This is a genomic window from Aeromonas sanarellii, from assembly GCF_000820085.1.
GTDB classification, from domain to species: Bacteria; Pseudomonadota; Gammaproteobacteria; order Enterobacterales; family Aeromonadaceae; genus Aeromonas; species Aeromonas sanarellii.
In genome coordinates this window covers 71,345-94,844 of record NZ_CDBN01000087.1, presented here as the reverse complement: position 1 = coordinate 94,844, position 23,500 = coordinate 71,345, and the positions used below count along the sequence as shown (strand labels likewise).

The following is a 23,500-nucleotide window of genomic DNA, read 5'->3' as shown; positions in this document are numbered from 1 at the left end:
CGTTATGACTTTTTTCAATGACAAGAAGACCAATCTGTCCCGCCGCAACCTGCTCAAGGGACTCGGTGCCTGCGCAGCCCTGCCCCTGCTCGGCGGCATTTTTCCCAAGAGTGCGCTGGCACAAGCCATCAGCACCGCATTGAGTCAGTTCCCGACCCTGGTGCCCGCCCAGAAGGGCATTCTGACCGGCGCCCACTGGGGGGCCTTCGAAGCCATAGTCGCCGATGGCCGCATGATCCGGGTGCAGCCGGTAGCCGATGATCCGGCGCCGAACGATCTCATCGATATGGCGCCGTTCCAGGTGCACGCCAAGAACCGCATCAAGTACCCCATGGTACGCAAGAGCTGGCTGGAGCACGGCCCGGGCGCCAAGCCGGAGCTGCGCGGTGCCGACGAGTGGGTGCGGGTGAGCTGGGACAAGGCGATTGAACTGGTGGCCGGCGAGATCCAGCGGGTCCAGAGCAACTTCGGCCCGCAGGCGATCCACGCCGGTTCCTACGGCTGGAAGAGTGTCGGCATGTTCCACAACAGCCGCACCCTGCTGCACCGCCTGATGAACCTCGCCGGGGGCTTTACCGGCTATGCCGGGGACTACTCCACTGGCGCGGCCCAGGTGATCATGTCCCACGTGATGGGCTCCATCGAGGTGTACGAGCAACAGACCGCCTGGCCCAACGTGGTGGAGAACGCCGAACTGGTGGTGCTCTGGGGGGTCAACGCTCAGGTGACCCTGAAGAACAGCTGGAACATGCCGGACCACGAGGGTCAGGCCGGTTTCATGGCGCTGAAAGAGAAGGGCACCCGCGTCATCAGCATCGATCCCGTCTACAACGAGACCGCCAAGCTGGTCGGCGCCGAGTGGATTGCGCCGAACGCCTACACCGACGTGGCCATGATGCTGGGTGTCGCTCACACCCTCTACAGCGAGAAGAAGCACGATCAGGCCTTCCTCGATCGCTATACCGTCGGCTTCGACAAGTTCCTGGACTATCTGCTCGGCAAGGAGGACGGCCAGCCCAAGAGCGCCGAGTGGGCGAGCACCGTCTGCGGTGTCGAGGCCAAGGTCATTCGCCAGCTGGCCCTCGACATGGCAGCCAAGCGCACCATGATCATGGCCGGTTGGGGCATGCAGCGTCAGCAGCATGGCGAACAGCCGAACTGGATGCTGGTGACCCTGGCCGCCATGCTGGGCCAGATCGGCCTGCCGGGGGGCGGCTACGGCTTCAGCTACCACTACTCCTCCGGTGGCAGCCCCACCGCCAAGGGCGGCATTCTGGCGGGTATCTCTGCCGGCAACGCACCGAAGAACAGCCCGGCACCGATCCCGGTGGCCCGCATCGCCGACTGTCTCGCCAACCCGGGCAAGACCATCGACTTCAACGGCCGCAAGGTGACCTATCCGGACATCAAGCTGGTCTATGTAGCGGGCGGCAACCCCTTCCACCACCATCAGGACACCAACAACCTGCTGCAGGCGTGGCGCAAGCCGCAGACCGTGATCGTCCACGAGCCCTACTGGACGGCGACCGCCAAGCACGCCGACATCGTGCTGCCGGTCACCACCAGCTACGAGCGCAACGATCTGGAGATGGGTGGCGACTACTCCCAGCGCTATGTGTTCCCCATGCACCAGTGCGTGCCGCCCCAGTTTGAAGCCCGCAACGACTTCGACATCTTCAGCGCCATCGCCGCCAAGCTGGGCGTGCAGGAGCAGTACACCGAGGGCAAGGACGAGATGCTGTGGCTCAAGCAGATGTACGACGGCATGGCGGCGCAGGCCCGTGGTGCCCGGGTGGCGCTGCCGCCGTTCGACATGTTCTGGGAGTCCAACAACTACGTGCGCTTCCCGATCCCCGAGGCCAACCGCCAGTGGATCCGTCACGCCGATTTTCGCGAGAACCCGCTGCTCAACCCGCTCGGCACGCCGTCCGGCAAGATCGAGATCTTCTCCAATACCGTGGCCGGGATGGGTTACGCCGACTGCGCCGGCCATCCCAAGTGGTATGAGCCCAGGGAGTGGGTGAAGAGCGAGATGGCGGCGCGCTATCCGCTGTCCCTCAACACCTCCCACCCGACCCAGCGGCTGCACTCCCAGCTCGACAACACTCCGCTGCGGGACAAGTTCGCCATCGCCGACCGCGAGGCGATCATGATCCATCCCGCCGACGCCAAGGCTCGTGGCATCGCTCAGGGGGATCTGGTACGCGCCTTCAACGAGCGCGGTCAGATCCTGGTGGGCGCCCTGCTCTCCGAGGATGTGCGTCAGGGGGTGGTGCGGATCTGCGAAGGGGCCTGGTATGACCCGGCCAAGCCGGGCGAAGCGGGCAGCATCTGCAAGAACGGCAACGTCAACTGCCTCACCTTCGACGAAGGCTCGTCCAGTCTGGCGCAAGGCAACTGCGGCCACATGGCCCAGCTGCAGATCGAGAAGTACACAGGCCCGGTGCTGGCCAACACCGCCCACGCGGTACCGGCCAACGGCTAAGCAGGTTGTAACCCAATAAAAACGGCGCCATCAAGGCGCCATTTTTTATCGCGGGTTCCCGTTTCCTGTGTGACTCAGAAGTCACCCCCGACCATGTACTCTTCGGCTCACTCCACCCGCCTTGCAGCCAGAGTGCGCGCGGACAAGATGACTCAGAAGTCCCCTTCCACCATATACTCTTCCGCTCGCTCCACCCGCCTTGCAGCCAGAGTGCGCGCGGACAAGATGACTCAGAAGTCCCCTTCCACCATATACTCTTCCGCACACTCCACCAGCTGTGGCCAGAGCTCTTCCGGCACCCAGGCCTCGGGGTCGTCCTCGTCACCGTCATACTGGCTCCAGAAGAAGGCCCTCAGGCCGCTCGCGAAGTCGTCGCTCAGCTCCGCCAGTTCGGAGAGGGGACCCAGCCAGGCGATGCGGCGCAGGCCGGAGGCGAGATCGTTGATGGCATCCATCAGGGTGCGATCATCCAGGCTCTGCTCCACCAGCAGGGTGAAGCGCTCGCGGGCGCTCTCGGTCTGATCTTCGTCCAGCTCCCCCACGTCGGCCAGCAGGTCGACGAAATCCTCCAGCAGGAACTGGATCAGGGCGTCCCTGTCCTCGAACCACTGGATCTGGGCCCCCTTGGTGCCCAGCACGGAGGCATCGAACGAATCGTCGAGATGACACAGTGCCCACGGATCGTCAGTCATTGCTACCCTTCCTCAACCTTGAAACAAGAGCCTTATCTTATGCCGGCGACCCGTCCCTTGCCAGCGCGGGCGGCAGCCCGAAGGCCCCTGATGACAAACCCCGACCTAACTCTCGACCCTGGCGACCTTGGGCAGCGACAGAGAAGCGGCCAATCCCCCCAGCTCGGCCCGCCCCATGATTAGGCTGCCGCGGTAGGCTTCCGCTAGATCGGAGACGATGTTGAGACCCAGACCGGAACCCGGCACCTTCTCGTCGAGCCGCACCCCGCGCAGCACCGCCTTGGCGATCTGATCCTCGCTCATGCCGGGGCCGTCATCTTCGATGCGCAGGGTGATCCAGCCCCCCAGCTCGGCGCTGGAGATGCGCAGCCGGCCGGCGGACCACTTGAAGGCGTTTTCCAGCAGGTTGCCCACCATCTCGTCGAAGTCCTGCTCCTCCACCCCGACCGCCAGACTGGCCGGCACCTGCAGATCCACCTCGCGGCCCGGATAGAGGCGGGAGAAGGCGCGGCAGATGTACTCCACCCGGGCCCGCACCGGGGTCGAGACCCCGAGGATCTTGGCGGCACCGGTCACCCGCGCCTTGCCGAGGTGGTAGTCGATGTGGCGCTGGATCTGGTCGAGCTGCTCGCCGATGGCGGCCTGATCCTCCGGCGGCAGCTGGGCCACCTGGTTGCGCATGATGCTGAGCGGGGTCTTGAGGGCGTGGGCCAGGTTGCCGGTGTGGGAGCGCGCCCGCTGCAACAGCTCACCGTAGTGGTGCAGCAGGCGGTTGATGTCCTCCACCAGGGGCTGGATCTCCAGCGGGTAGCGCAGCCTGAATCCCTCCTGATGGCCCTGATGAACACGCCCCAGCTCGCGGCGCAGCAGGTGCAGCGGGCGCAGGCCGTAGACGATCTGGAACATGAAGCCGAGCACCAGGCCGGTCGCGGCAAAGCCGAGACCGAGGAAGAGGCTGATCCGCGTCTTCTTCAGGGTCTGGGTCAGGGCGCTGCTGTCCTTGGCCATCACCAGGGTAAAGACCCTATCCGAGCCCGGCAGCAGCACGGTGCGGGTCATGATCAGCAGGGGCTCCTTGTTGGGCCCCTTGCCGACGAAGAGATCCGGGTCGCCGAAGGCCGACTTCAGGCCATGGGCGCTCAGATGGGCATCCCACAGGGAGCGGGAGCGGCTGACCACCGTCTCCCCCAGCTCCAGCTGCCAGTAGTAGCCGGAGTAAGGCTGGCGATAGCGGGGATCCGCCATGGGTTCGGTGACGACCGGCAGGCCGTCCGGCTGGATCTCTAGGCGGGCGAGCAGATCGTAGAGTTGCAGGCGCAGGCCGTCGGCCTCCGCCTCCTGCCAGTAGTTGCGCATCATGGTCTGCAGGCTGAAGCCGGTGGCGAACAGGAAGAGACCGCACCAGACCATGGCGATGACCACCAGCCGTCCCCGCAGGGTGCGTACCAGCCTCATTCAGCCCGCCTCGCGATCCCCTGGACCCGGCTCATTCGTTGATCCGGTAGCCGAGGCCGCGCACCGTCTCGATGAGATCGGCGTGGGTCTTCTTGCGGATCCGGCCGATAAACACCTCAACAGTATTAGAATCCCGGTCGAAATCCTGGGCATAGATGTGGTCGATGAGCTCGCTGCGGGACACCACCTTGCCCCTGTGCTGCATCAGGTAGCCCAGCACCCGGAATTCGTGGGCGGTGAGCTTGATGGGGGTGCCCTCGTACCAGACCTGGGAGGCCGCCATGTCGAGGCGCACGCCGCCGATCTCGAGGATGGAGCTGGCATTGCCCGCCGCCCGGCGTACCAGGGCCTGCACCCTGGCCACCAGCTCGGCCACCTGGAACGGCTTGGTGAGGTAGTCGTCGGCCCCGGCGTTCAACCCCTCTATCTTCTCGTGCAGCTGGCCCCGTGCGGTCAGCACCAGTACCGGGGTGTCGATGCCCTTGCTGCGCCACTCCTTCAGCACGCTCAGGCCGTCGCGACCGGGCAGGCCGAGATCCAGGATGATGGCGTCATAGGGTTCGGTCTCGCCGAGAAAGCCGGCCTCGTTGCCGTCGTGGCAGAGATCGGTGACAAAGCCGGACAGGCGCAGCTGTTCCGCCAGCTGGCCCGCCAGGATCTTCTCGTCTTCAACTATCAGAATTCGCATAAATGGGTATCCAAAGCAGAGTTGTGCCTGTCACGGCGGCGATTGGGGAGAGACCGGGGCAGCCGGCGGCTCACTCCTCTTCCGGGGGCGGGCGGGGCTCGAACAGGCGTTCCAGATGATGACCCTTGAGCCACACCATCTCCAGGTTGTCGGCCCGATAGCCCACCTTGATGACGCTGTCCTCCTCGTCGATGAGCCTGAGCTCGTACAACCAGACACCGTCCTCCTCCCCCAGGTCGACCCGCAGCACGCGCACCGGCAGACGGGACGCCACCGCCATCAGCTCATGAAAAGGCCGGATCCGCCCCTCGCTGACCGCCTGTTGCAGCAAGGCCTCGTTCGGCTGGGCCGCCTGCACCAGCATCGGCAGCAGCAATCCAAGCAGGGGCAGGGCGCTATTCATGGGTGATTCATCTCTCAAAACCTAACATAATGCCGTTTATAGTGTGCCAGCCATGAATCCGGAATGAATATGATCCCACGCAGTATCCTGCTGATCTTGTGTCTCTTTTCCACCTTTGGCTGGGCGGCCCAGACCCGTCTCGACATGGCCGGACTGGTCAAGTTGTTGCTGGCACAAGGGTACCACGACATTCGGGAAGTGGCGCTGGAAGGAGACAAATTCGAGGTGGACACCCTGAATGCCGACAACCAGCGCGTCCAGCTGGAGGTCGATGCCTACAGCGGGGAAATCACCAAAAAAGAGGCCGATTAGGCCTCTTTTGCTATGGACGCGACGGCTGCTGCACGGCACCCTGCGTCCCCTTCAGTGACTGGCGCGGGCGCCAGGGCCTCAGCAGCTTGTCACGACGCGGCCACAGCAGGGCGGTGGCCAGCATCAGATAGATGAGGGGCTCCAGCCACCCGCTCTTGACCGACCACCAGTAGTGCACCGGCACCAGCAGGGCCACCGCATAGATCCAGTTGTGCAGCTTCTGCCAGGCCGGCCCCATGGCCCGCAGCAGCGCCGGGATCGAGGTGATGCTCAGCGCCAGCAACAGCAGCAGCGCCACCATCCCCACCACTATGTAGCTGCGCTTCACCAGCTCGCCGCCGATCAGACCCCAGTCGAACTGCAGATCCAGCCCCAGCCACACCATAAAGTGCAGGGACGCCCAGGCGGCGCACCAGAGCCCGAGGGGGCGGCGCAGCTTGACGAGCTGGCCCTGGCGCCAGCGCTTGGCCAGCGGCGATACCAGCAGGGTCAGCAGCAGCAGGTGCAGGGCCCCCTTGCCGAGGTAGTGGGTCAGCCCCTGCACCGGATCCCCCCCCAGCAGGCCCGCCGGCACCGCATAGCCAAGCCAGAGCAAAAAGCCCAGCGAGGCCAGGTGTACCAGGGCCCGCAGCAGAGTGATATGGCGTGTGGTCAGTCTCAATGTCATGGCGTCGACCCCCGTCTCAATACCACTTGCGCAGATCCATGCCCTGATAGAGGGAGGCCACCTCATCGCCATAGCCGTTGAACATCAGGGTCGGCTGGCGCTTGGCACCGAAGATGCCCCCCTCGCCGATGAAGCGCTCGCTGGCCTGGCTCCAGCGCGGGTGATCCACCCGTGGATTGACGTTGGCATAGAAGCCATATTCGTTCGGTGCCAGCAGGTTCCAGGTGGTGGGGGGCATCTCCTCCACCAGGCGGATGGAGACGATGCTCTTGATGCTCTTGAAGCCGTATTTCCAGGGCACCACCAGCCGGATGGGCGCCCCGTTCTGGGCGGGCAGCGTCTTGCCGTAGAGCCCCATCGCCAGGAAGGAGAGCGGGTGCATGGCCTCGTCGAGACGCAAGCCCTCCACGTAGGGATAGTCGATGCCGCCGCCGAGGGTCCGGGAGGCCTGGCCCGGCAGCTGCTCGGGGTCATAGAGGGTCTCGAAGGCCACGAACTTGGCGCGGCTGCTGGGCTCGGCGCGGCGGATGATCTCCGCCAGGGGGATGCCGCTCCAGGGCAGCACCATGGACCAGGCCTCCACGCAGCGCAGCCGGTAGATCCGCTCCTCCAGCGTGCTCTTGTTGATGAGATCCCACACATCCAGGGTGAAGGGCTTGGCTACCTCCCCCTCCACCTTCAGGGTCCAGGGCTCGGGCTTGAGGTAGTGGGCGTTGCGGGCCGGATCCCCCTTGTCGGTGCCGAGCTCATAGAAGTTGTTGTGGGTGGTGGCCTTTTCCAGCGGCGTCAGGGTCAATCCGTCCGGCCGGGTCGCAGCCTTGTAATTGAGCGGTTTGCTGGCAGGTGCCGGGGTTTTCTCCTCGGTGGAGAAGAGATCCAGCAGGCTGGCGTGCGTGGGAAATGCCAGGGTGGCGGTGGCGACGCCCAGGCCCAACCCCTTGAGAATGCGCCGACGATCCTGATAGACGGCTTCCGGCGTGACGTCCCGTTCGACGGGGTGGCGAGAAGAGCGGTGTTTGATCAACATGAAAAACTCCCGGGGCGATGAGGCTGACAATCATAAGACCCGCCCCGGTCGAGTTTTATTTCACACGAGATCACATGAGTTGGTAAATGGGCAGTGCCTTGGCCATGGTTCCGACCAGGAACAGCAGAATGAATACCAGCAGAGGGACTATCACGTTTGGCACCATCAGACTCACTCCATGAGCAGGACAGGGCCTCTAACTATGGTTCAAGGCCTGCGGTGCCTCCAATGAATTTTTTTCGCGAGCGCAAGCGTATTCCCGAGTTGCAAAGAGTGACCCGGATCACACACAATCCGGCCCCCGCTTGCCGCCCCCCTGCCGCAGGGTAGGCTGCCTCCTTTTCCGGATTCAACCACTGAGAGTCACGCCATGAGCCCATTGATCGCCATCGCCATCACGACCGGGATCCTCTCCGCCGTCTGGGGCGGACTGGCCGCCGCCCTCGGCCTCATCTCCTGGGTCGGCTTCCTCGGCTGCACCAGCTACTTCGCCTCGAGCGGCGGTTACAAGGCGCTGCTGCAGACCCTGCTGTGCAACGCCAGCGGCATGCTGTGGGCACTCTTGCTGATCCACGGGGAGTCCTGGTGGGGGGCCGGCATGGCCGGCTATCTGATGACGGGGGTGGTGGCGACCCTGATGTGCGTGCAGGCCAGGCAGCAGTGGCTCGCCTACATTCCCGGCACCTTCGCCGGATGCTGCGCCACCTTCGGCGCTGCAGGGGAGTGGCGCCTCATCCTTCCCTCCCTGGTGATAGGCGCCCTGTTCGGCTACCTGATGAAGGCGAGCGGCCTCTGGCTCTCCCACAAGACCCAGAAAACCCAGGCCACCGCTGGCGTTACCGACCCGGCCTGATCCTAGCGATGTGACCGATTCGGTCTGAAACCAGAGGGGCGGCCCGTCATCGACGAGCCGCCCCTCTGTCATTTACCCCTTCGACTTGAAGTTTGCCGCCTCGATACCGTGCCGATTCAATAGCTTGTAGAAGTCGGTGCGGTTTCTCCCCGCCATGTTGGCCGCCAGGGTCACGTTCCCCTCCGTGGTGCGCAGCAGGCGGATCAGATACTCCTTCTCAAACTCGGCCCGCGCCTCGTTGAACGAGGGAATGCCGCCACCGCCGCCACTCAGGGCCGACTCCACCATGGCCGCGCCTATCACCGGGCTGCAGCAGAGGCTGGCGAGCTGTTCCACCACCCCGCAGAGCTGGCGCACATTGCCGGGCCAGGCCGCCGCGGCCAGCAGGGCCAGCGCCTCCGGCGAGAAGCCGAGAGCGGCGCAGTTGTCGTTGCGGCTGCGGTAATCGTCCAGCGCCTGGCGCGCCAGCAGCGGAATATCCTCGCTGCGGGCACTGAGGGGCGGCAGGGTGATGTTCGCCACGTTGAGGCGATAGAAGAGATCCTCGCGAAAGCGCCCCTCCTCCATGGCCGCCACCAGATCCTGGTGGCTGGAGCTGATGACCCGCACCTCGGGGGCCCCCTGACCATACTCCGCCAGCACCTGCAGCAGCTTGGCCTGCAGCGACTCCGACAGGTCCCCGATCTCGTCGAGGAAGAGGGTCCCCCCCTTGGCATCGGCAAACAGGCCGGACTGGCCGTCCTCCCCAAACAGCTGCAGGTCCAGCGCCGCCCAGGGCAGGGCGGCGCAGTTGATGGTGTACAGCGGCTTGTCGCGACGATGGCTGGCCTGATGCAGCGCCTGGGTCATGACCCCCTTGCCGGAGCCGGAAGGCCCCAGGATCAGCACGGGCACGTCCATGGTGGCGATGCTGCTCGCCTGGATCAGCAACTGCTCCATCTGCGGGTTGCGGGTCTGGATGAGAGACTGCCACTCCTGCTGCTGCTTCGGGCGGGTCAGGCTCAGGGCGTGTTCTATGGTGACCAGCAGCTCGTCCTTGTCGATGGGCTTGGTGAGGAAGCTGAACACCCCGGAGCGGGTCGCCTGGATGGCGTCGGGAATGGTGCCGTGGGCGGTCATGATGATCACCGGCATGCCGAGCCACTGGGACTGGATCCGCTCGAACAGCGCCAGTCCGTCCATGCCCCCCATGCGCAGATCGCTCAGCACCAGGTCGGCCCGCTGCTGCCGCAGCCTGTCCAGAGCCCCCTCGGCGCTGTCGGCGGTATCCACCTCGTAGCCCTGGCTGCGCAGGCGCATGCTCATCAGCTTGAGCAGGCTGGCATCGTCGTCCACCAGCAGAATGCGGCTCATGCTCTGACTCCCTCTGTGTGAAGAACCGGGGGGATAGCCCCGGCACAGGACCGGCGTGTCATGGCTGGCCCTCTCCATTGAGCTTACGCTCGTTGAGCTGTTCGTCGATGGCGGAGAGCTGTTCTATCTGGCGGCGCAGACGCTGTACCTCCTGACTCTGGTCGTCGCGACGGCTGTCGCGCACCAGCAGCTCCTCGCCGAGGGCTATCCAGCTACGCAGGAAGGCCTGGGCATCCAGGCCGAGCTCGGGCAGCAGGGATTTGAGCTTGTCCAGCCCGGCCCGACGGCTGGCCACCGATTCGGACGGGTGGGTATTGACCATGGCCAGGCTGACCCGGCTCTCGAGATCGGTGGCACCCGCCAGCCGCTGGCGCTCCTGTGCCCGTTGCTGGGGGTGGCTGGCCAGCAGCCAGTCCGAGTACTGCAGGCGCACCTGCATCTCCTTGTTGGCAAACTCCATCCGCCTGGCGATCGCCTCCTGGGAAGGCTCGGTGAGGCTGGGGGATGGCAGCAGGGAACAGCCCGCGAGCAGGCTCATCATCAACACGGGAACAACAAATCGTTTCATCTTGAACGTCACTTCAGATCCAAGGGAAAACAGGCGTCCGCCTGTTCGTCTCAATATTCGGTTGCAAGGGTGCGCCGGGCGATCGCCGACACGGCAGATCCCGTCATGCCGGGCGCTCTTTCAAATCCAGCCGGAAGCAGACATCCGCCTGCTCATCCTCGATGAGCCTGAGCTCGCCGCCCAGGCTCATCGCCGACTCGCGGGCGATGGAGAGGCCCATCCCGGACCCTTTCAACAATCCCTGGCGCACTATGCTGCCCTGCTCGAAGGGTTCGAAGATCCGTTCCCGCTCGGCCAGCGGGATGACGGGCCCCTCGTTGGCCACCTCCAGCCAGCCCCCGTTTTCCCCCTGACCGGCCCGGATCCAGATCTGGCCCCCTTTGGCGCCGTAGCTGACCGCGTTGGAAAACAGGTTGTCGAGGATGAGTCGCAGGCGATAGGGCTCGGCCTGCAGACTGATGGGCTCGGGCGGCAAGTGTACACTGATTTGCTTGGATTCCAGCGCCAGCCGGTACTCTTCGGACAAGTCCGACAACAGGGGCGCCAGGGGGACCGCCGTCAGGCTGAACACCTCCTGCTGGCTGAGGCGGTTGAAGTCGAGCAGGCGCTCGATCAGGGTCTGCAGCCGGCGGCTGTTCTCCTCCAGCATCTGGCAGATCTCCTGCTGATCCCCGTTGAGGGGTCCCACCAGCTGTTCGGAGAGCAGATCCGCCCCCTCCCTCAGCACGGCGAGGGGGGTCTTCAGCTCGTGGGAGACGTGGCGCAGGAACTGGTACTTCTGCTGTTCCAGCTCCTTGAGCTTGTCGTGCAACCAGCCGATCCGCTCTCCCAGCAGCACCAGCTCAGCCGGGCCGTCCACCGGGCGCGTGTCCGGCTCGACCCCGGCCCCCAGGCTCAGGATCCGCGACTCAATCTGACGTACGGGGTGGATGATGAGGTAGGTAAACAGCAGCACCAGCAACAGGCTGAGCCCGACCACGAAGCCGCTGACCCACCAGATCTCCTTCCTCAGCTCCGCTATGGCGGCCCGCATCCGGGTCACGTGCTCGTCGACCTGACCCCGGGTGACGATCTCCAGCTGCTGGTTCAGTTCGTTGAACTCGGTGAAATGGGGGCTGTTCGCCTCCTGCCTGGCCTTGCGCAGATCCTGCAGGCCGTCCAGCCAGGTCAGTGCGGCCTCGAGATCCCCATAGACCTCGGCATCCGGTATGGACTGCTGATGGGTGCCGAGCAGTTCCCGATAACGGGCCAGCTGCTGCTGATAGCTGGCGAGGATGCGCTCGTCCCCCAGCACCGCGTAGCGGCGCAGGGTGCGCTCCAGATCGGTGGCCTGGGTGGTGAGCAGGGTCGCCCGGCGGGTATCCCGCACCGCCCGCTCCATCTCGTCGCTGGTCAGCTGCCCCAGGTGGGAGAGCGCCTGACTGTCGTGCCAGATCATGCCCCCCAGGGGCATCAGCACCAGCACGAAGCCCATCAATACCACCTGGAGCAGGGAACGGGGGCGAACCTTGGTCATCTTCTGCGGTCTCGAGTCGTCATGGGTGGGCCAGCATATCCGCACTGCACCAAAAAGCAAAACCGGCCAGGAGGCCGGTTTGATTGCACCAGGGGCCCGGGATCACGCCAGACCGACGGACGCCAGACAGATGATCATGATCACGGCCAGGGCCCCCGCGGCGGTCAACAGTGCCCATTTCATCTCCACGCTCATGCAAACCTCCTTTCTGCCAATCAGAGTTGGATCACAACAGATAACGATATGTTAATTCATAGTGAATCCAATAACCGTGAGCCGCGTATATATTTCAGACGAGCCCAAACCAAGGAAGGGTACGCATGTTTTATCTCTGCAGCATTGGATCCAATCTCGACCCCGGCCTGCATGTCTGTCAGGCCGTTGAGGAATTGCTGGCACGCTTCGGTCACCTGCGCCTGAGCTCGGTGATCCGGACCAAACCGGTCGGCATGCACTCGCACCATGACTTTCTCAACTGCCTGTTCGTCGTCCAGAGCGAACTCTCCACCGCCCAGCTCAAGGCCGAGTTTGTCACCATGGAGCTGGCCCACGGCCGGGATCGCAACCACCCTCTGTGCAAGGTGGCGGACAGGCCGCTCGACATCGACATCCTGGCCTGGGACGAGCGGGATGACTTCGCCGCGGTCGGGGTGGATGCCTACCTCGGCGAGCTGCTGGCCGAGATGTATCTGGGCGGGCGCATCGAGGCCGGCAAGGTGGTGCTGAGCCTGCCTGGCAGCAAGGTATTTGCACGCCAGCACTTCGGCCACTCCCCCGTCGATCTCCTGCTGCCCGAGGAGCACAGGGGCCTCGGCGGCACGCCGCCGGACAGGGCGTCCCATCACGCGACCATCCGCCACCACTAGTCCCCGCTCAAAACCGCGAGGCACCCAGGGGCGCCTCGCGTCATCATGCCTCCTAGATGACGGCCAGGGCCCGCCCTCCGTCCACCCGTATGCTGGCCCCGGTCATATAGTCGTTCTGCATCAGCAACTGCACCGCCTGCCAGATGGGCGCCAGCCCCCCTTCCCGCGCCAGCGGCGTCTTTGCCAGCACCTGCTGGCGCCACTCGTCGCCGTGTTCGTCGAGAAACAGGATGGGCCCGGGCTCTATGGTGTTGACCCGCACGGTGGGCGCCAACTCCCGGGCAAAGCTCATGGCCAGCGAGTGGGCCCCCGCCTTGGTGGCCACATAGCTGGCAAACTGGGGCGCCGGGGCGTGGATATAGATATCGGTGATATGGATGATGCTGGCGTTGGCATTGCGCGCCAGCACGGGGGCCAGGGCCCGGTTGAGCTGGAAGGGTGCTGCCATGTGCACCCGGTAGAACTGATCGAACTGGGCCAGCTGGGCCGCCTGCTCATCGGCTTCTGGCTCGAAGGCCGAGGCGTTGTGGATGATCAGCGCCAGATCCTCATGGACACCCAGCGCCCTGACCAGGCGGGCGACCTCCTCCTCCACGGCGAAGTCCGCCTGCACCAGCTCCACCCCCAGCGCCCGCAGGCGGGCCAACTCGGGCCGCTCGCTGCGATAGCTGCCCGTGACCTGCCAACCCGATGCCACCAGCTGCTCGCACAGATAGAATCCCAGTCGGCGGCCACAGCCCGTTACCAATGCACGCATACCCTCTCCTTGTGGTTGTCGCCCTGCCCGACCCATACCGGATCCCGCGAAGGGCCTCTGCTTCGTGAATGACCTATCAATGTCCGAGACCAAACCCATTGGCCCCACGCCGGGCCGATCGGGCATAGTGACACCATCGACCCTGTTGGAGCCACCATCATGCTACAAGTTCGCGATCATATGCAGCCATTGACCCACTCACTCAGCCCCGAGCTCGGCCTGGCCGAGGCCATGGACAGGCTGCACCTGGCCGATCTCGGCGGCCTGCCAGTGCTGGACGACCAGAGACGGCTCATCGGATTCCTCTCCGAGCGGGATTGCATTCCCGCCCTGCTCACCGGCAGCTATCACTGCGACAGCCGCACCCGGGTCGAGGATCTGATGAGCCGGACACCGCTGTTCGTCGGCCCGGACGACAGCATTCTGGATCTCGCCCGCCAGATGACCGGGGCCAAGCCCAGGCTCTATCCGGTGATGGAGGGGGACAGGGTGATCGGCCTCATCAGCCGGCGCCGGGTGATGCAGGCCCTCAACACCCAGTTGAAGCAATGTCAGGCGACCTGAGGCGACGCTGCCCCCACGCACGTTCCACGCAGGGGGCGGGCTCCTGCAAACTTCCCCTGCACAACAACGAGCGGCTGGTCCCCCCTCCCGACTCTGCCACAGGGCGGCCTGCCGATGCAGTGCCACGCCCCTTCCCCGGTGCCATTCTTTTGTCCCCTCCCCATTTCAGGGTTTGCCATCCGGGGTCGTCTCTAGTTAGATATCTGACGGCCACCGCATCCGGCATGCGTGACCTCGTCCCGCGTGCTCAGGAGATGTAACGTGCGAAGCTTGCTCGTGTTCTGCTTGCTGCTGCCCTGCTGGCTGTCGGCCAGGGAGCTGGTCATTGGCGGCATCCTTGAGCCGCCCCTGAAGTGGCTGGATGAAGGCGGCCACCCCAGGGGGCTGGACGTGGATCTGGTCAGCGCCATCTTCGGCACCCTCCGGATCCCCATCAAGATAGAGCTGATCGATTCCGGGGCCAGGCTCACCCGCAATGCCGAGGGCGGCCTCTATGATCTGCTGCTGACCCACTCCTACAAGCCGGAGCGGGAGGCCTACCTGCTCTACCCCAAGCAGGCCCACATCCTCCACAGCTGGCACTTCTTCATACGCAAGGAGTCCGTGGGGCAGATCCACTACGACCATCTGGCGGATCTCAAGCCCTGGCGCATCGGTGTCACCCGTGACTTCTCCTACACCCCCGAGCTCGCGGCAGCCATGGCCGACCCTGCCTACCGCTTCCAGGAGATCCCCATCAACCAGCTGCAACTGCGCAAGCTGATCGCCGGGCGCATCGATGTGGTCCCCATGTCCCTGGTCACCGCCTTCGCCCAGATAAGGGAAGAGGGGCTGGAGGGCAGGCTCGACTACCTACCAAAGCCCCTCAAGACCAGCCCCTACTTCAATGTCTGGACCCGCACCCGGGCCGATGCCGACACCCCGGCCCTGATGGCGGCCTATGACACCGAACTGCTGCACATGAAGCAGGATGGGCGCCTCAAGGCCCTCTACGACAAGTACGGCATTCCCTATCTCGAGCCCTGAGGCCGGCCAACAGCCCTAATCCGGGGCTCGCACGGGAGAGGGATCTCCTACCTCGCTCAGGGTTTCACATCTCTCAAGATGGGGTTTTGCAGGGAGATCAGGGTTTCGGTGGACTGGATCTCGTCTATGGTCTGGATCTTGTGGATCAGCACCGTCTGCAGCTCGTCGATGGAGCGGGTCATCACCTTCATGAAGATGCTGTAGTGACCCGTGGTGTAGTAGGCCTCCACCACCTCGTCCAGCGCCTGCAGCTTGGCCAGGGCCGAGGGATAATCCTTGGCGCTCTTCAGATTGATGCCGATAAAGCAGCAGACGTCGTAACCCAGCTTCTTGGGGTTCACCTGCACCCTGGTCCCCTCGATGATCCCCGCCTGCTTCATCTTCTCCACCCGCACGTGGATGGTCCCCGGGCTGACCGCCAGCTGCTTGGCCAGCTCCGCATAGGGGATACGCGCATTCTCCATCAGGGCGGTGAGGATGGCCTGATCGAGATTATCGATCCGATAATTTTCTGACACTTTTTCGCACTCCCGTTAACGATACCTCATTAATTACACGCATATTTTGATGAAAAAAATAGATAAAGCCTATTTCTATTATCGAATATTGAATTGTTTGCACCATCTGTTGAAGAATCACCGCATTCAACGGGTTCAAGACAGGTCATTCAGCATGAAACAGCACTACATTCGCAGCCAACAACAGATCAGCTTCGTCAAAGAGATGTTCTCCCGCCAACTCGCCCTGCAACTGGGCCTGATGGAGGTACAAGCCCCTATCCTGAGCCGGGTCGGTGATGGCACTCAGGACAACCTGTCCGGCCACGAGAATGCGGTGCAGGTCAAGGTGAAGACCCTGCCGCAGCACAGCTACGAAGTGGTGCATTCGCTGGCCAAGTGGAAGCGCCAGACCCTGGGTCGCTTCGGTTTCGGCCCGGGCGAAGGCATCTACACCCACATGAAGGCGCTGCGTCCGGACGAGGATCGCCTCACCCCCATCCACTCCGTCTACGTGGACCAGTGGGACTGGGAGAAGGTGATGCCGAGCGAGCGCCGGGATCTCGCCTACCTGCAGGAAACCGTGCGCGGCATCTGGTCCGCCATCAAGGCCACAGAGCGCGCGGTCTGCGCCGAGCACGCGCTGACTCCCTTCCTGCCGGCCGAGATCCAGTTCCTCCACAGCGAAGAGTTGCTGACCCGCTACCCGGATCTCGACGCCAAGGGGCGCGAGCGCGCCATCGCCAAAGAGCTGGGCGCCGTCTTCCTCATCGGTATCGGCGGTGCCCTGTCCCACGGTGAGCGCCACGACGTGCGCGCCCCGGACTACGACGACTGGAGCAGCGAGAGCGAGCTGGGGCTGGCCGGCCTGAACGGCGACATCCTGGTGTGGAACCCGGTGCTGGAAGACAGCTTCGAGATCTCCTCCATGGGGATCCGGGTTGACGCCGAGGCGCTGCGCCGCCAGCTCGCCATTACGGGGGACGAGGATCGCCTGCAGTACGACTGGCATCAGGATCTGCTGGCAGCGCGCATGCCCCAGACCATAGGCGGCGGCATCGGCCAATCCCGTCTGGCCATGCTGCTGCTGCAAAAAGAGCATATCGGTCAGGTGCAGGTGGGCGTCTGGCCGGCCGAGATGAAGGAGCGCATCCCCGGCATGCTGTAACGAACGGATGGCGCCCGGCGGCATGCCCGCCGGACGCCAGCAAGTGTGGCAGTGCGGACTGAGCGAGCGCAGTCCGGACAGGCTGTAAGCAGGAGGCCATCTTCGACGGCCCTCTGCGAAAACGGGGCTTGCCCCTGCGACCCGCTCGACCCACGCCAGGTCGCATTGAATACATTCCTCCCGGCAATCTTCGGATTGCCGTTTTTTATGTCGGAAAACTGTACTCGAAACCGGCCCCGATCGGGTGCTGACGCGGCAGTCTCGCCTTTCTGCTGCCGGTACAGTGACAGGCAAACAGCTTCTCCACCGCTTCCTCTTCCAAATAGGCGCCGAGCGCCGCCGCCCGCTGCGGACCGGAAAACTTCAGATGCAGGCCGCCGATGACGGCGTGGATCCGCTCCTCGCCACACACCTCCCTGGCCCGCGCTATGATGTTCTCGACCCCGGCGTGACCGCAGCCGATAAAGACGATCAGCCCCTGCTCGCTCTTGTAGGCCAGTGCCGAGTCGTCGCTGATAAGGTCTTTCTCCACCCGTCCGCCCCGCACTATGTAGCCGAGCAGCGAGGGGGTGGCCCTGTCGCGCCGCACAATGCTGCCGAGGAACACCAGACGATCAGAGATCCACACCGGATCGGCCGAGCAGTGGGGGAGCAAACCTTTGGCCGCCAGCGACTCCTGAGCCAGCACCCCCGACAGGCGATAGAGGTTGCATCGCCAGAAGGGGATTGGCAGGAAGTAGCCCCGCTCATTGAACACATCCGGACAGGCGATCAGCGGGATGGGCGTGGCATAGCGGGGCAGCGAGCCGACCCCGCCCACATGGTCGTAATGACCGTGGGAGAGCACCACGTGGGTGAGGGAGGCGAGATCGATCCCCATCACGGTGGCGTTGTGACGCAAAGCCCGGCCACGGCCGCTGTCGAACAGCACCCTGAGGCCGTCGCACTCCAGCAGCAGCGCCAATCCTCGCTCGGGCAGACAGCCTGGCCGATAAACATCGTCATCCACCAGCACGGAAAAGGTGAGCATCAGATTTTCCCTCAAAACAAAACGCAGGCACTGAGCCTGCGTTTTTTATCGACCAACCGGTTACTGGGTCATGGTGAGACCGTTGCTGTCCGCCCCGAGCAGCAGCCGCTTGCCGGGGATGACCCGACCCGAGAGCAGAGCCTGGGCCAGCGGGTTCTCCACCTTGTGCTGAATGGCCCGCTTGAGGGGCCGCGCCCCGTAGACGGGGTCGAAGCCCGCGTGCACCAGCTTGGTCAGCAGCTCCTCGCTCACCTCCACCTCGAAGCCCTGGGACTCCAGACGGCTCATCAGGCTCTTGAGCTGGATGCGGGCGATGGACTTGATGTGCTCCTCGCCGAGCGGGTGGAACACCACGGTCTCGTCGATCCGGTTGATGAACTCCGGGCGGAAGCTGCGGGTCAGCACCTCCATCAGCATGGCCTTCATCTCGTCGTAATCCTTCTCGGAGTGGTGCTCCTGGATGAGATCCGAACCGAGGTTGGAGGTCATGATGACCACGGTGTTGCGGAAGTCCACGGTGCGGCCCTGACCATCGGTCAGTCGGCCGTCGTCCAGCACCTGCAACAGGATGTTGAACACGTCCGGGTGCGCCTTCTCCACCTCGTCCAGCAGGATCACCGAGTAGGGGCGACGGCGCACCGCCTCGGTGAGATAGCCCCCCTCCTCGTAACCCACGTATCCCGGAGGCGCCCCCACCAGACGGGCCACGCTGTGTTTCTCCATGAATTCGGACATGTCGATGCGCACCATGGCGTCCTGGGTATCGAACAGGAACTCCGCCAGCGCCTTGCACAGCTCGGTCTTGCCCACCCCGGTGGGGCCCAGGAACAGGAAGGAGCCGATGGGGCGGTTCGGGTCGGACAGCCCGGCACGGGAGCGACGAATGGCGTTGGAGACGGCGTCCACCGCCTCCTCCTGGCCGATCACCCGGCTGTGCAGCTGATCTTCCATCCGCAGCAGCTTCTCCCGCTCCCCCTCCAGCATCCGCGCCACCGGAATGCCGGTCCAGCGCGCCAGGACGTCTGCAATCTCCACGTCGGTGACCCGGTTGCGCAGCAGGCTGGTCTCCTGCATCTCCGCCTGGGTGGCGAGGTCGAGCTGTTTCTCAAGCTCGGGGATGCGGCCATACTGCAGCTCGGACATGCGGCCCAGGTCGCCTGCGCGACGCGCCACCTCGAGATCCTGACGGGCCTGCTCCAGCGCCGCCTTGATGTGCTGGGTACCGGCGAGGGCGGCCTTCTCGGCCTTCCACACCTCTTCCAGCTCGTTGTATTCCCGCTCTTTTTCACTCAGCTCCTGATTGAGCAGATCGAGGCGCTTGCGGCTGGCGTCGTCGTCCTCCTTCATCAGCGCCTGCTGCTCCAGTTTCAACTGGATGATGCGCCGCTCGAGGCGGTCCAGGGATTCCGGCTTGGAGTCGATCTGCAGCCGGATGCTGGCCGCCGCCTCGTCGATGAGGTCGATGGCCTTGTCGGGCAGCTGGCGATCCGCGATGTAGCGGTGGGACAGCTGGGCCGCCGCGACGATGGCGGGGTCGGTGATCTGCACGTGGTGGTGCAGCTCGTAGCGCTCCTTCAGGCCGCGCAGGATAGCGATGGTGTCCTCTACCGAGGGCTCCTCCACCAGCACCTTCTGGAAGCGGCGCTCCAGGGCGGCATCCTTCTCCACATACTGGCGATACTCATCGAGGGTGGTGGCGCCGACGCAGTGCAGCTCGCCACGGGCCAGGGCGGGTTTGAGCATGTTGCCCGCGTCCATGGCCCCCTCGCCCTTGCCGGCGCCGACCATGGTGTGCAGCTCGTCCACGAACAGGATGACGTTGCCCTCCTCCTTGGCCAGATCGCTGAGCACCGCCTTGAGCCGCTCCTCGAACTCGCCGCGATACTTGGCTCCGGCCACCAGGGCCCCCATGTCGAGGGAGAGCACCCGCTTGTTCTTGAGCCCTTCCGGCACCTCGCCGTTGATGATGCGCTGGGCCAGCCCCTCGACGATGGCGGTCTTGCCGACACCGGGGGCGCCGATCAGCACGGGGTTGTTCTTGGTGCGGCGCTGCAGCACCTGGATGGTGCGGCGGATCTCGTCATCCCGGCCGATCACCGGGTCGAGCTTGCCGAGTTCGGCCCGCTCGGTGAGATCTATGGTGTACTTCTCCAGCGCCTGGCGGTTCTCCTCGGCGTTGGCATCCTCCACCTTCTTGCCGCCGCGCACCTTGTCGATGGCCGCGTCGAGTTTTTCCTTGGTCAGCCCCTGGGCGCGCAGCAGCTCGCCGAGGGTCCCCTTCTCGTCCAGGGCCGCCAGCACGAACAGCTCGGACGAGATGAACTGATCCTTGCGCTGCTGGGCCAGCTTGTCGCAGACGTTGAGCAGCCGGCCGAGGCCGTTGGAGAGCTGAACGTCCCCCTCCACGCCGCTGACGCGGGGCAGGCGATCGAGCTCCTCACCGAGGCGCGAGCGCAGGGCATTGATGTCGAGCCCGGTCAGGGCGAGCAACGGACGAATGGAGCCGCCGTCCTGATTGAGCAGGGCGCTCATCAGGTGGACGGGTTCGATGAATTGGTGGTCACGACCCAGTGCAAGAGACTGGGCATCGGAAATGGCAATCTGGAATTTGCTGGTCAGGCGATCGAGGCGCATTGCACTCCCCCTTCAAGACAGACGCCGCTTGCGCGGCAAACAACATAACTTTCTGAGATGAAAGATGAGGCCCGTACGGGCTATTTCAAGGGGCAGGCCTGGTTATTTTTTCTGCAAGGCGGGAAGGAGGCAGCATCCCCCGCCCGGCAAGATGCAGGGCGGGGGAAGAGGTTAGGGAGCCAGCCAGACGATGGAGGCCATGCGACCGGTCTGGCCATCGCGGCGGTAGGAGTAGAAACGCTCGGAATCGCTGAAGGTACAGTGCTCGCCGCCATAAACGGCGGTGACGCCGGCACGGGCCAGCCGCAGCCGGGCCAGCTGATAGATATCCGCCAGCCATTTCCCTTCGCTGGACGAAGGGACGAACGCAGCCGCCGCTTCCGCCTGCTCCGCCATAAAGACGTCGCGCACCTCGCCGCCCACCTCAAAGGCCGTGGGGCCTATGGCCGGGCCCAGCCAGGCGAGGATCCCCCCCGGCTCGCAGCCCATGGCCGCGATGCTCTCCTCCAGCACGCCCCCCTGCAGCCCGCGCCAGCCGGCATGGGCGGCCGCCACTACGGTACCGGCCCGATCGCAGAACAGCACCGGCAGGCAGTCGGCGGTCATCACTATGCAGCCCAGCCCGGCCTCGCGGGCACAGGCCGCATCGGCCTCCGGCGCCCCCCCATACTCGCGACTCACGGGATGCACGGCGGTGCCATGCACCTGGTTGAGCCAGTTGAGAGGGCCGGGGATCCCTGCGGCCTCTTGCAGCAAGGTGCGGTTGGCCTCGACCCTGGCCGGCTCGTCTCCCACGTGAGCCCCCAGGTTCAGGCCGGCAAAGACCCCCTCGCTCAGGCCCCCGTTTCGGGTGGTCGACAGGGCCCTGACGTTGCCCGGCGCGGGCCAGTCGGGTTCGATCCAGTTCATCTGTGGCTCCTTTCGGTCATATAAAGCGGGGCCCCTTGGCTGCAACCAGTCAAGGGGCCCCGTGTCAGATCATGCTGGGCAGGTTGCGGCAGGAATCGTCGCAGAACTGCCGCTGTCTCAGTTCCAGACCAGATCGTCCGGGTTGGCCAGGGTATCCGCCCGCAGCACCTCCATCAGATCCACCATGTCCTGCGGCGTGGGGGAGTGCCACTCCATCACCTCACCCGTGATGGGGTGGGCCAGCTTCAGCATGGTGGCGTGCAGTGCCTGGCGATGGAAGTTGCGCAGGGCCTCGGTCAGCTCTGGGGTGGCGTTGCGCAGCAGACGCAGACGGCCGCCGTAGGCGGGATCCCCCACCAGGGGATGCTTGATGTGGGCCATGTGCACGCGGATCTGGTGGGTGCGACCGGTCTCCAGCCGCAGCCGCAGGCGGGTGTGACCACGGAATTTCTCGTGCACCCGGTAGTGGGTGACGGACTCGCGCCCATTGGGCACCACGGCCATGTGGGTACGCTGGGTCGGATGACGGCCGATGGGGGCATCGACGGTGCCGCCCGCAGTCATGTGACCGATGGCGATGGCCTCGTACTCACGGGTGATCTGGCGCGCCTGCAGCGCCTCCACCAGGTGGGTCTGGGCCGGAATGGTCTTGGCCACCACCATCAGGCCGGTGGTGTCCTTGTCCAGACGGTGCACTATGCCGGCACGAGGCACCTCGGCGATGCCGGGGTAGCGGTGCAGCAGGGCGTTGAGCACTGTGCCGTCCGGCGTGCCGGCGCCCGGGTGGACCACCAGGCCGGCCGGCTTGTCGATCACCAGGATGTGTTCGTCTTCATAGACGATGTTGAGCTCGATGTTCTGGGCATCCCAGCGGGTGTCGTCTGCCAGTTCCACATTCACATGCACCTGCTGCCCGGCCACCACTTTCTCGCGCGGGGTATTGGCAACCTGACCGTCTAGGGTCACTCTGTCCTGTAAAATCCACTCCTTGATGCGGGTGCGGGAGTAGTCGGGAAACAATTCGGCCAGGGCCTGGTCGAGTCGCTGCCCGAATTGGTGATCCTGAAATTCGCCTGTCAGTTCAATATGCTGGCTCATGTATGGTCTCTTGAGCGGGGGTATCAATTCAAAATAATCCGGGTATTCTAGCTTTTCTTTTAGCCAAGCATAACGGATACTTTGCCAATTTCGTGGAAATGGACCGGATGTTGTTGATGGGAAAGAAGTCTCACCTGCTGATGTCGCTCGCCTTGGTTGCCACCCTGATCACTGGCTGTTCCAGCACCAAACCCAAGGTTCCCGACGAACCGCCGGAAGTCCTGTACCATAAAGCCCGGCTCAAGCTGGATGCAGGCAACTACCTGAATGCCATCGAGTTGCTGGAGGCGCTGGATTCCCGCTACCCGTTCGGTGCCTATTCCAACCAGGTACAGCTCGACCTCATCTACGCCTACTACAAGCAGGACGACACCGCCCAGGCGGTCGCCAACATCGACCGTTTCATCCGCCTCAATCCGGCGCACAAGAACATCGATTACGTCTTCTACATGCGCGGTCTGACCAACATGGCGGCAGACTACAACTTCTTCCAGGACTTCCTGGGCATCGATCGGGATGACAAGGACCCCTCCTACGCCCGTCAGGCCTTCCAGGACTTCAAGACCCTGCTGCAGAACTACCCCAACAGCCAGTATGCAGCCGACGCCCGCGCCCGCATGATCGGCCTGAAGAACCGCCTCGCCCGCTACGACCTGGGGGTGGCCGAGTACTACGTCAAGCGTGACGCCCTGATCGCCGCCGCCAACCGCGCCAAGCTGGTCGTCGAGACCTACCCCGACACGGCGGAAACCGAGAAGGCGCTGGAGATCATGGTCAACGCCTACGACACCCTCAAGATGCCGACCCTGGCCCGCCACGCCCGCGAAGTGCTGGCCAAGAACTACCCGGACAATCGCCTCGGCCGCGGCTGAGCGTTCAACGGACAATGAAAAACCGGAGCCAGTGGCTCCGGTTTTTTTATGGGTCTATGC

At 64.3% G+C, this 23,500-nt stretch carries 24 protein-coding genes; 8 read left to right on the top strand and 16 right to left on the bottom strand.

Annotation, left to right across the window (positions count from 1 at the left end; genetic code table 11):
- Window positions 1-4 precede the first annotated feature (4 nt).
- Window positions 5-2,485 (top strand): trimethylamine-N-oxide reductase TorA, encoded by a 2,481-nt coding sequence (gene torA / locus BN1132_RS16100; protein WP_042078804.1) that lies wholly within the window; start codon window positions 5-7, stop codon window positions 2,483-2,485.
- A 230-nt stretch (window positions 2,486-2,715) separates the two neighbouring features.
- On the opposite strand, the gene BN1132_RS16095 is transcribed toward torA, so the two are convergent.
- The 4 genes from BN1132_RS16095 to BN1132_RS16080 all read right to left on the bottom strand — a co-directional run bounded on the left by BN1132_RS16095 (window position 2,716) and on the right by BN1132_RS16080 (window position 5,723).
- The gene (locus BN1132_RS16095; RefSeq protein WP_042078803.1) at window positions 2,716-3,177 is read right to left on the bottom strand and encodes a hypothetical protein; all 462 of its coding nucleotides are present in this window, start codon (window positions 3,175-3,177) and stop codon (window positions 2,716-2,718) included.
- A 105-nt stretch (window positions 3,178-3,282) separates the two neighbouring features.
- A complete protein-coding gene (locus BN1132_RS16090) occupies window positions 3,283-4,632 on the bottom strand; it encodes a sensor histidine kinase (RefSeq protein WP_042078802.1) in 1,350 nt (449 codons plus the stop codon).
- 31 nt (window positions 4,633-4,663) lie between these two features.
- Window positions 4,664-5,320: an AHA_4052 family stress response regulator transcription factor gene (locus tag BN1132_RS16085; RefSeq protein WP_025328630.1), complete on the bottom strand. Its 657-nt coding sequence runs from the start codon at window positions 5,318-5,320 to the stop codon at window positions 4,664-4,666.
- Between the two features lie 70 nt (window positions 5,321-5,390).
- Window positions 5,391-5,723, bottom strand: a complete 333-nt coding sequence (locus BN1132_RS16080; RefSeq protein WP_042078801.1) for a PepSY domain-containing protein — start codon at window positions 5,721-5,723, stop codon at window positions 5,391-5,393.
- Window positions 5,724-5,786: 63 nt separating this feature from the next.
- Between BN1132_RS16080 and BN1132_RS16075 the strand changes: the two genes are divergently transcribed.
- Complete coding sequence (locus BN1132_RS16075) at window positions 5,787-6,035, top strand: PepSY domain-containing protein (protein ID WP_042078800.1); 249 nt, start codon at window positions 5,787-5,789, stop codon at window positions 6,033-6,035.
- A 10-nt stretch (window positions 6,036-6,045) separates the two neighbouring features.
- On the opposite strand, the gene msrQ is transcribed toward BN1132_RS16075, so the two are convergent.
- Together msrQ and msrP are read right to left on the bottom strand one after the other, a co-directional pair.
- Window positions 6,046-6,702, bottom strand: a complete 657-nt coding sequence (gene msrQ / locus BN1132_RS16070) for a protein-methionine-sulfoxide reductase heme-binding subunit MsrQ (RefSeq protein WP_042078799.1) — start codon at window positions 6,700-6,702, stop codon at window positions 6,046-6,048.
- A 16-nt stretch (window positions 6,703-6,718) separates the two neighbouring features.
- A complete protein-coding gene (gene msrP / locus BN1132_RS16065; RefSeq protein WP_042078798.1) occupies window positions 6,719-7,729 on the bottom strand; it encodes a protein-methionine-sulfoxide reductase catalytic subunit MsrP in 1,011 nt (336 codons plus the stop codon).
- 370 nt (window positions 7,730-8,099) lie between these two features.
- Between msrP and BN1132_RS16060 the strand changes: the two genes are divergently transcribed.
- Entirely contained in the window at window positions 8,100-8,582 is a 483-nt protein-coding gene (locus BN1132_RS16060) for a DUF1097 domain-containing protein (protein WP_042078797.1), read from the top strand.
- Between the two features lie 72 nt (window positions 8,583-8,654).
- Here the strand turns inward: BN1132_RS16060 and BN1132_RS16055 are convergent, their stop codons facing one another.
- The 4 genes from BN1132_RS16055 to cydH form a co-directional block, all read right to left on the bottom strand.
- Window positions 8,655-9,935 carry a sigma 54-interacting transcriptional regulator gene (locus BN1132_RS16055; RefSeq protein WP_042078796.1) on the bottom strand — a complete coding sequence of 427 codons (1,281 nt, stop codon included), beginning with the start codon at window positions 9,933-9,935 and terminating at the stop codon, window positions 8,655-8,657.
- A 58-nt stretch (window positions 9,936-9,993) separates the two neighbouring features.
- Entirely contained in the window at window positions 9,994-10,503 is a 510-nt protein-coding gene (locus BN1132_RS16050) for a hypothetical protein (RefSeq protein ID WP_042078819.1), read from the bottom strand.
- Between the two features lie 103 nt (window positions 10,504-10,606).
- Complete coding sequence (locus tag BN1132_RS16045) at window positions 10,607-12,019, bottom strand: ATP-binding protein (protein ID WP_042078795.1); 1,413 nt, start codon at window positions 12,017-12,019, stop codon at window positions 10,607-10,609.
- 102 nt (window positions 12,020-12,121) lie between these two features.
- Window positions 12,122-12,214 carry a cytochrome bd-I oxidase subunit CydH gene (gene cydH, locus BN1132_RS20065; protein WP_157005474.1) on the bottom strand — a complete coding sequence of 31 codons (93 nt, stop codon included), beginning with the start codon at window positions 12,212-12,214 and terminating at the stop codon, window positions 12,122-12,124.
- 125 nt (window positions 12,215-12,339) lie between these two features.
- Here cydH and BN1132_RS16040 point away from each other — a divergent pair, with 125 nt between their 5' ends.
- Window positions 12,340-12,885, top strand: coding sequence for a 2-amino-4-hydroxy-6-hydroxymethyldihydropteridine diphosphokinase (locus BN1132_RS16040; protein WP_042078794.1), 546 nt, complete (start codon window positions 12,340-12,342; stop codon window positions 12,883-12,885).
- Window positions 12,886-12,937: 52 nt separating this feature from the next.
- Here the strand turns inward: BN1132_RS16040 and BN1132_RS16035 are convergent, their stop codons facing one another.
- Complete coding sequence (locus tag BN1132_RS16035; protein WP_042078792.1) at window positions 12,938-13,642, bottom strand: SDR family oxidoreductase; 705 nt, start codon at window positions 13,640-13,642, stop codon at window positions 12,938-12,940.
- 159 nt (window positions 13,643-13,801) lie between these two features.
- Here BN1132_RS16035 and BN1132_RS16030 point away from each other — a divergent pair, with 159 nt between their 5' ends.
- The gene (locus BN1132_RS16030; protein WP_042078791.1) at window positions 13,802-14,206 is read left to right on the top strand and encodes a CBS domain-containing protein; all 405 of its coding nucleotides are present in this window, start codon (window positions 13,802-13,804) and stop codon (window positions 14,204-14,206) included.
- A 270-nt stretch (window positions 14,207-14,476) separates the two neighbouring features.
- Complete coding sequence (locus BN1132_RS16025) at window positions 14,477-15,232, top strand: substrate-binding periplasmic protein (protein WP_245196061.1); 756 nt, start codon at window positions 14,477-14,479, stop codon at window positions 15,230-15,232.
- A gap of 56 nt (window positions 15,233-15,288) precedes the next feature.
- On the opposite strand, the gene asnC is transcribed toward BN1132_RS16025, so the two are convergent.
- On the bottom strand, window positions 15,289-15,750 hold the full coding sequence (asnC, locus tag BN1132_RS16020) for a transcriptional regulator AsnC (protein ID WP_041211931.1): 462 nt from the start codon (window positions 15,748-15,750) through the stop codon (window positions 15,289-15,291).
- 154 nt (window positions 15,751-15,904) lie between these two features.
- Here asnC and asnA point away from each other — a divergent pair, with 154 nt between their 5' ends.
- Window positions 15,905-16,897 carry an aspartate--ammonia ligase gene (gene asnA / locus BN1132_RS16015; RefSeq protein ID WP_042078789.1) on the top strand — a complete coding sequence of 331 codons (993 nt, stop codon included), beginning with the start codon at window positions 15,905-15,907 and terminating at the stop codon, window positions 16,895-16,897.
- Between the two features lie 205 nt (window positions 16,898-17,102).
- Here asnA and BN1132_RS16010 read toward each other — a convergent pair whose 3' ends face one another.
- The 4 genes from BN1132_RS16010 to rluD all read right to left on the bottom strand — a co-directional run bounded on the left by BN1132_RS16010 (window position 17,103) and on the right by rluD (window position 22,568).
- The gene (locus BN1132_RS16010) at window positions 17,103-17,927 is read right to left on the bottom strand and encodes an MBL fold metallo-hydrolase (RefSeq protein WP_042078788.1); all 825 of its coding nucleotides are present in this window, start codon (window positions 17,925-17,927) and stop codon (window positions 17,103-17,105) included.
- Window positions 17,928-17,987: 60 nt separating this feature from the next.
- Window positions 17,988-20,561 (bottom strand): ATP-dependent chaperone ClpB, encoded by a 2,574-nt coding sequence (gene clpB / locus BN1132_RS16005; protein WP_042078787.1) that lies wholly within the window; start codon window positions 20,559-20,561, stop codon window positions 17,988-17,990.
- Between the two features lie 171 nt (window positions 20,562-20,732).
- Window positions 20,733-21,470 (bottom strand): peptidoglycan editing factor PgeF, encoded by a 738-nt coding sequence (pgeF, locus tag BN1132_RS16000; RefSeq protein ID WP_042078786.1) that lies wholly within the window; start codon window positions 21,468-21,470, stop codon window positions 20,733-20,735.
- Between the two features lie 117 nt (window positions 21,471-21,587).
- On the bottom strand, window positions 21,588-22,568 hold the full coding sequence (rluD, locus tag BN1132_RS15995; protein ID WP_042078785.1) for a 23S rRNA pseudouridine(1911/1915/1917) synthase RluD: 981 nt from the start codon (window positions 22,566-22,568) through the stop codon (window positions 21,588-21,590).
- A gap of 116 nt (window positions 22,569-22,684) precedes the next feature.
- Here rluD and BN1132_RS15990 point away from each other — a divergent pair, with 116 nt between their 5' ends.
- Entirely contained in the window at window positions 22,685-23,440 is a 756-nt protein-coding gene (locus tag BN1132_RS15990; protein ID WP_042078784.1) for an outer membrane protein assembly factor BamD, read from the top strand.
- Window positions 23,441-23,500: the final 60 nt, after the last annotated feature.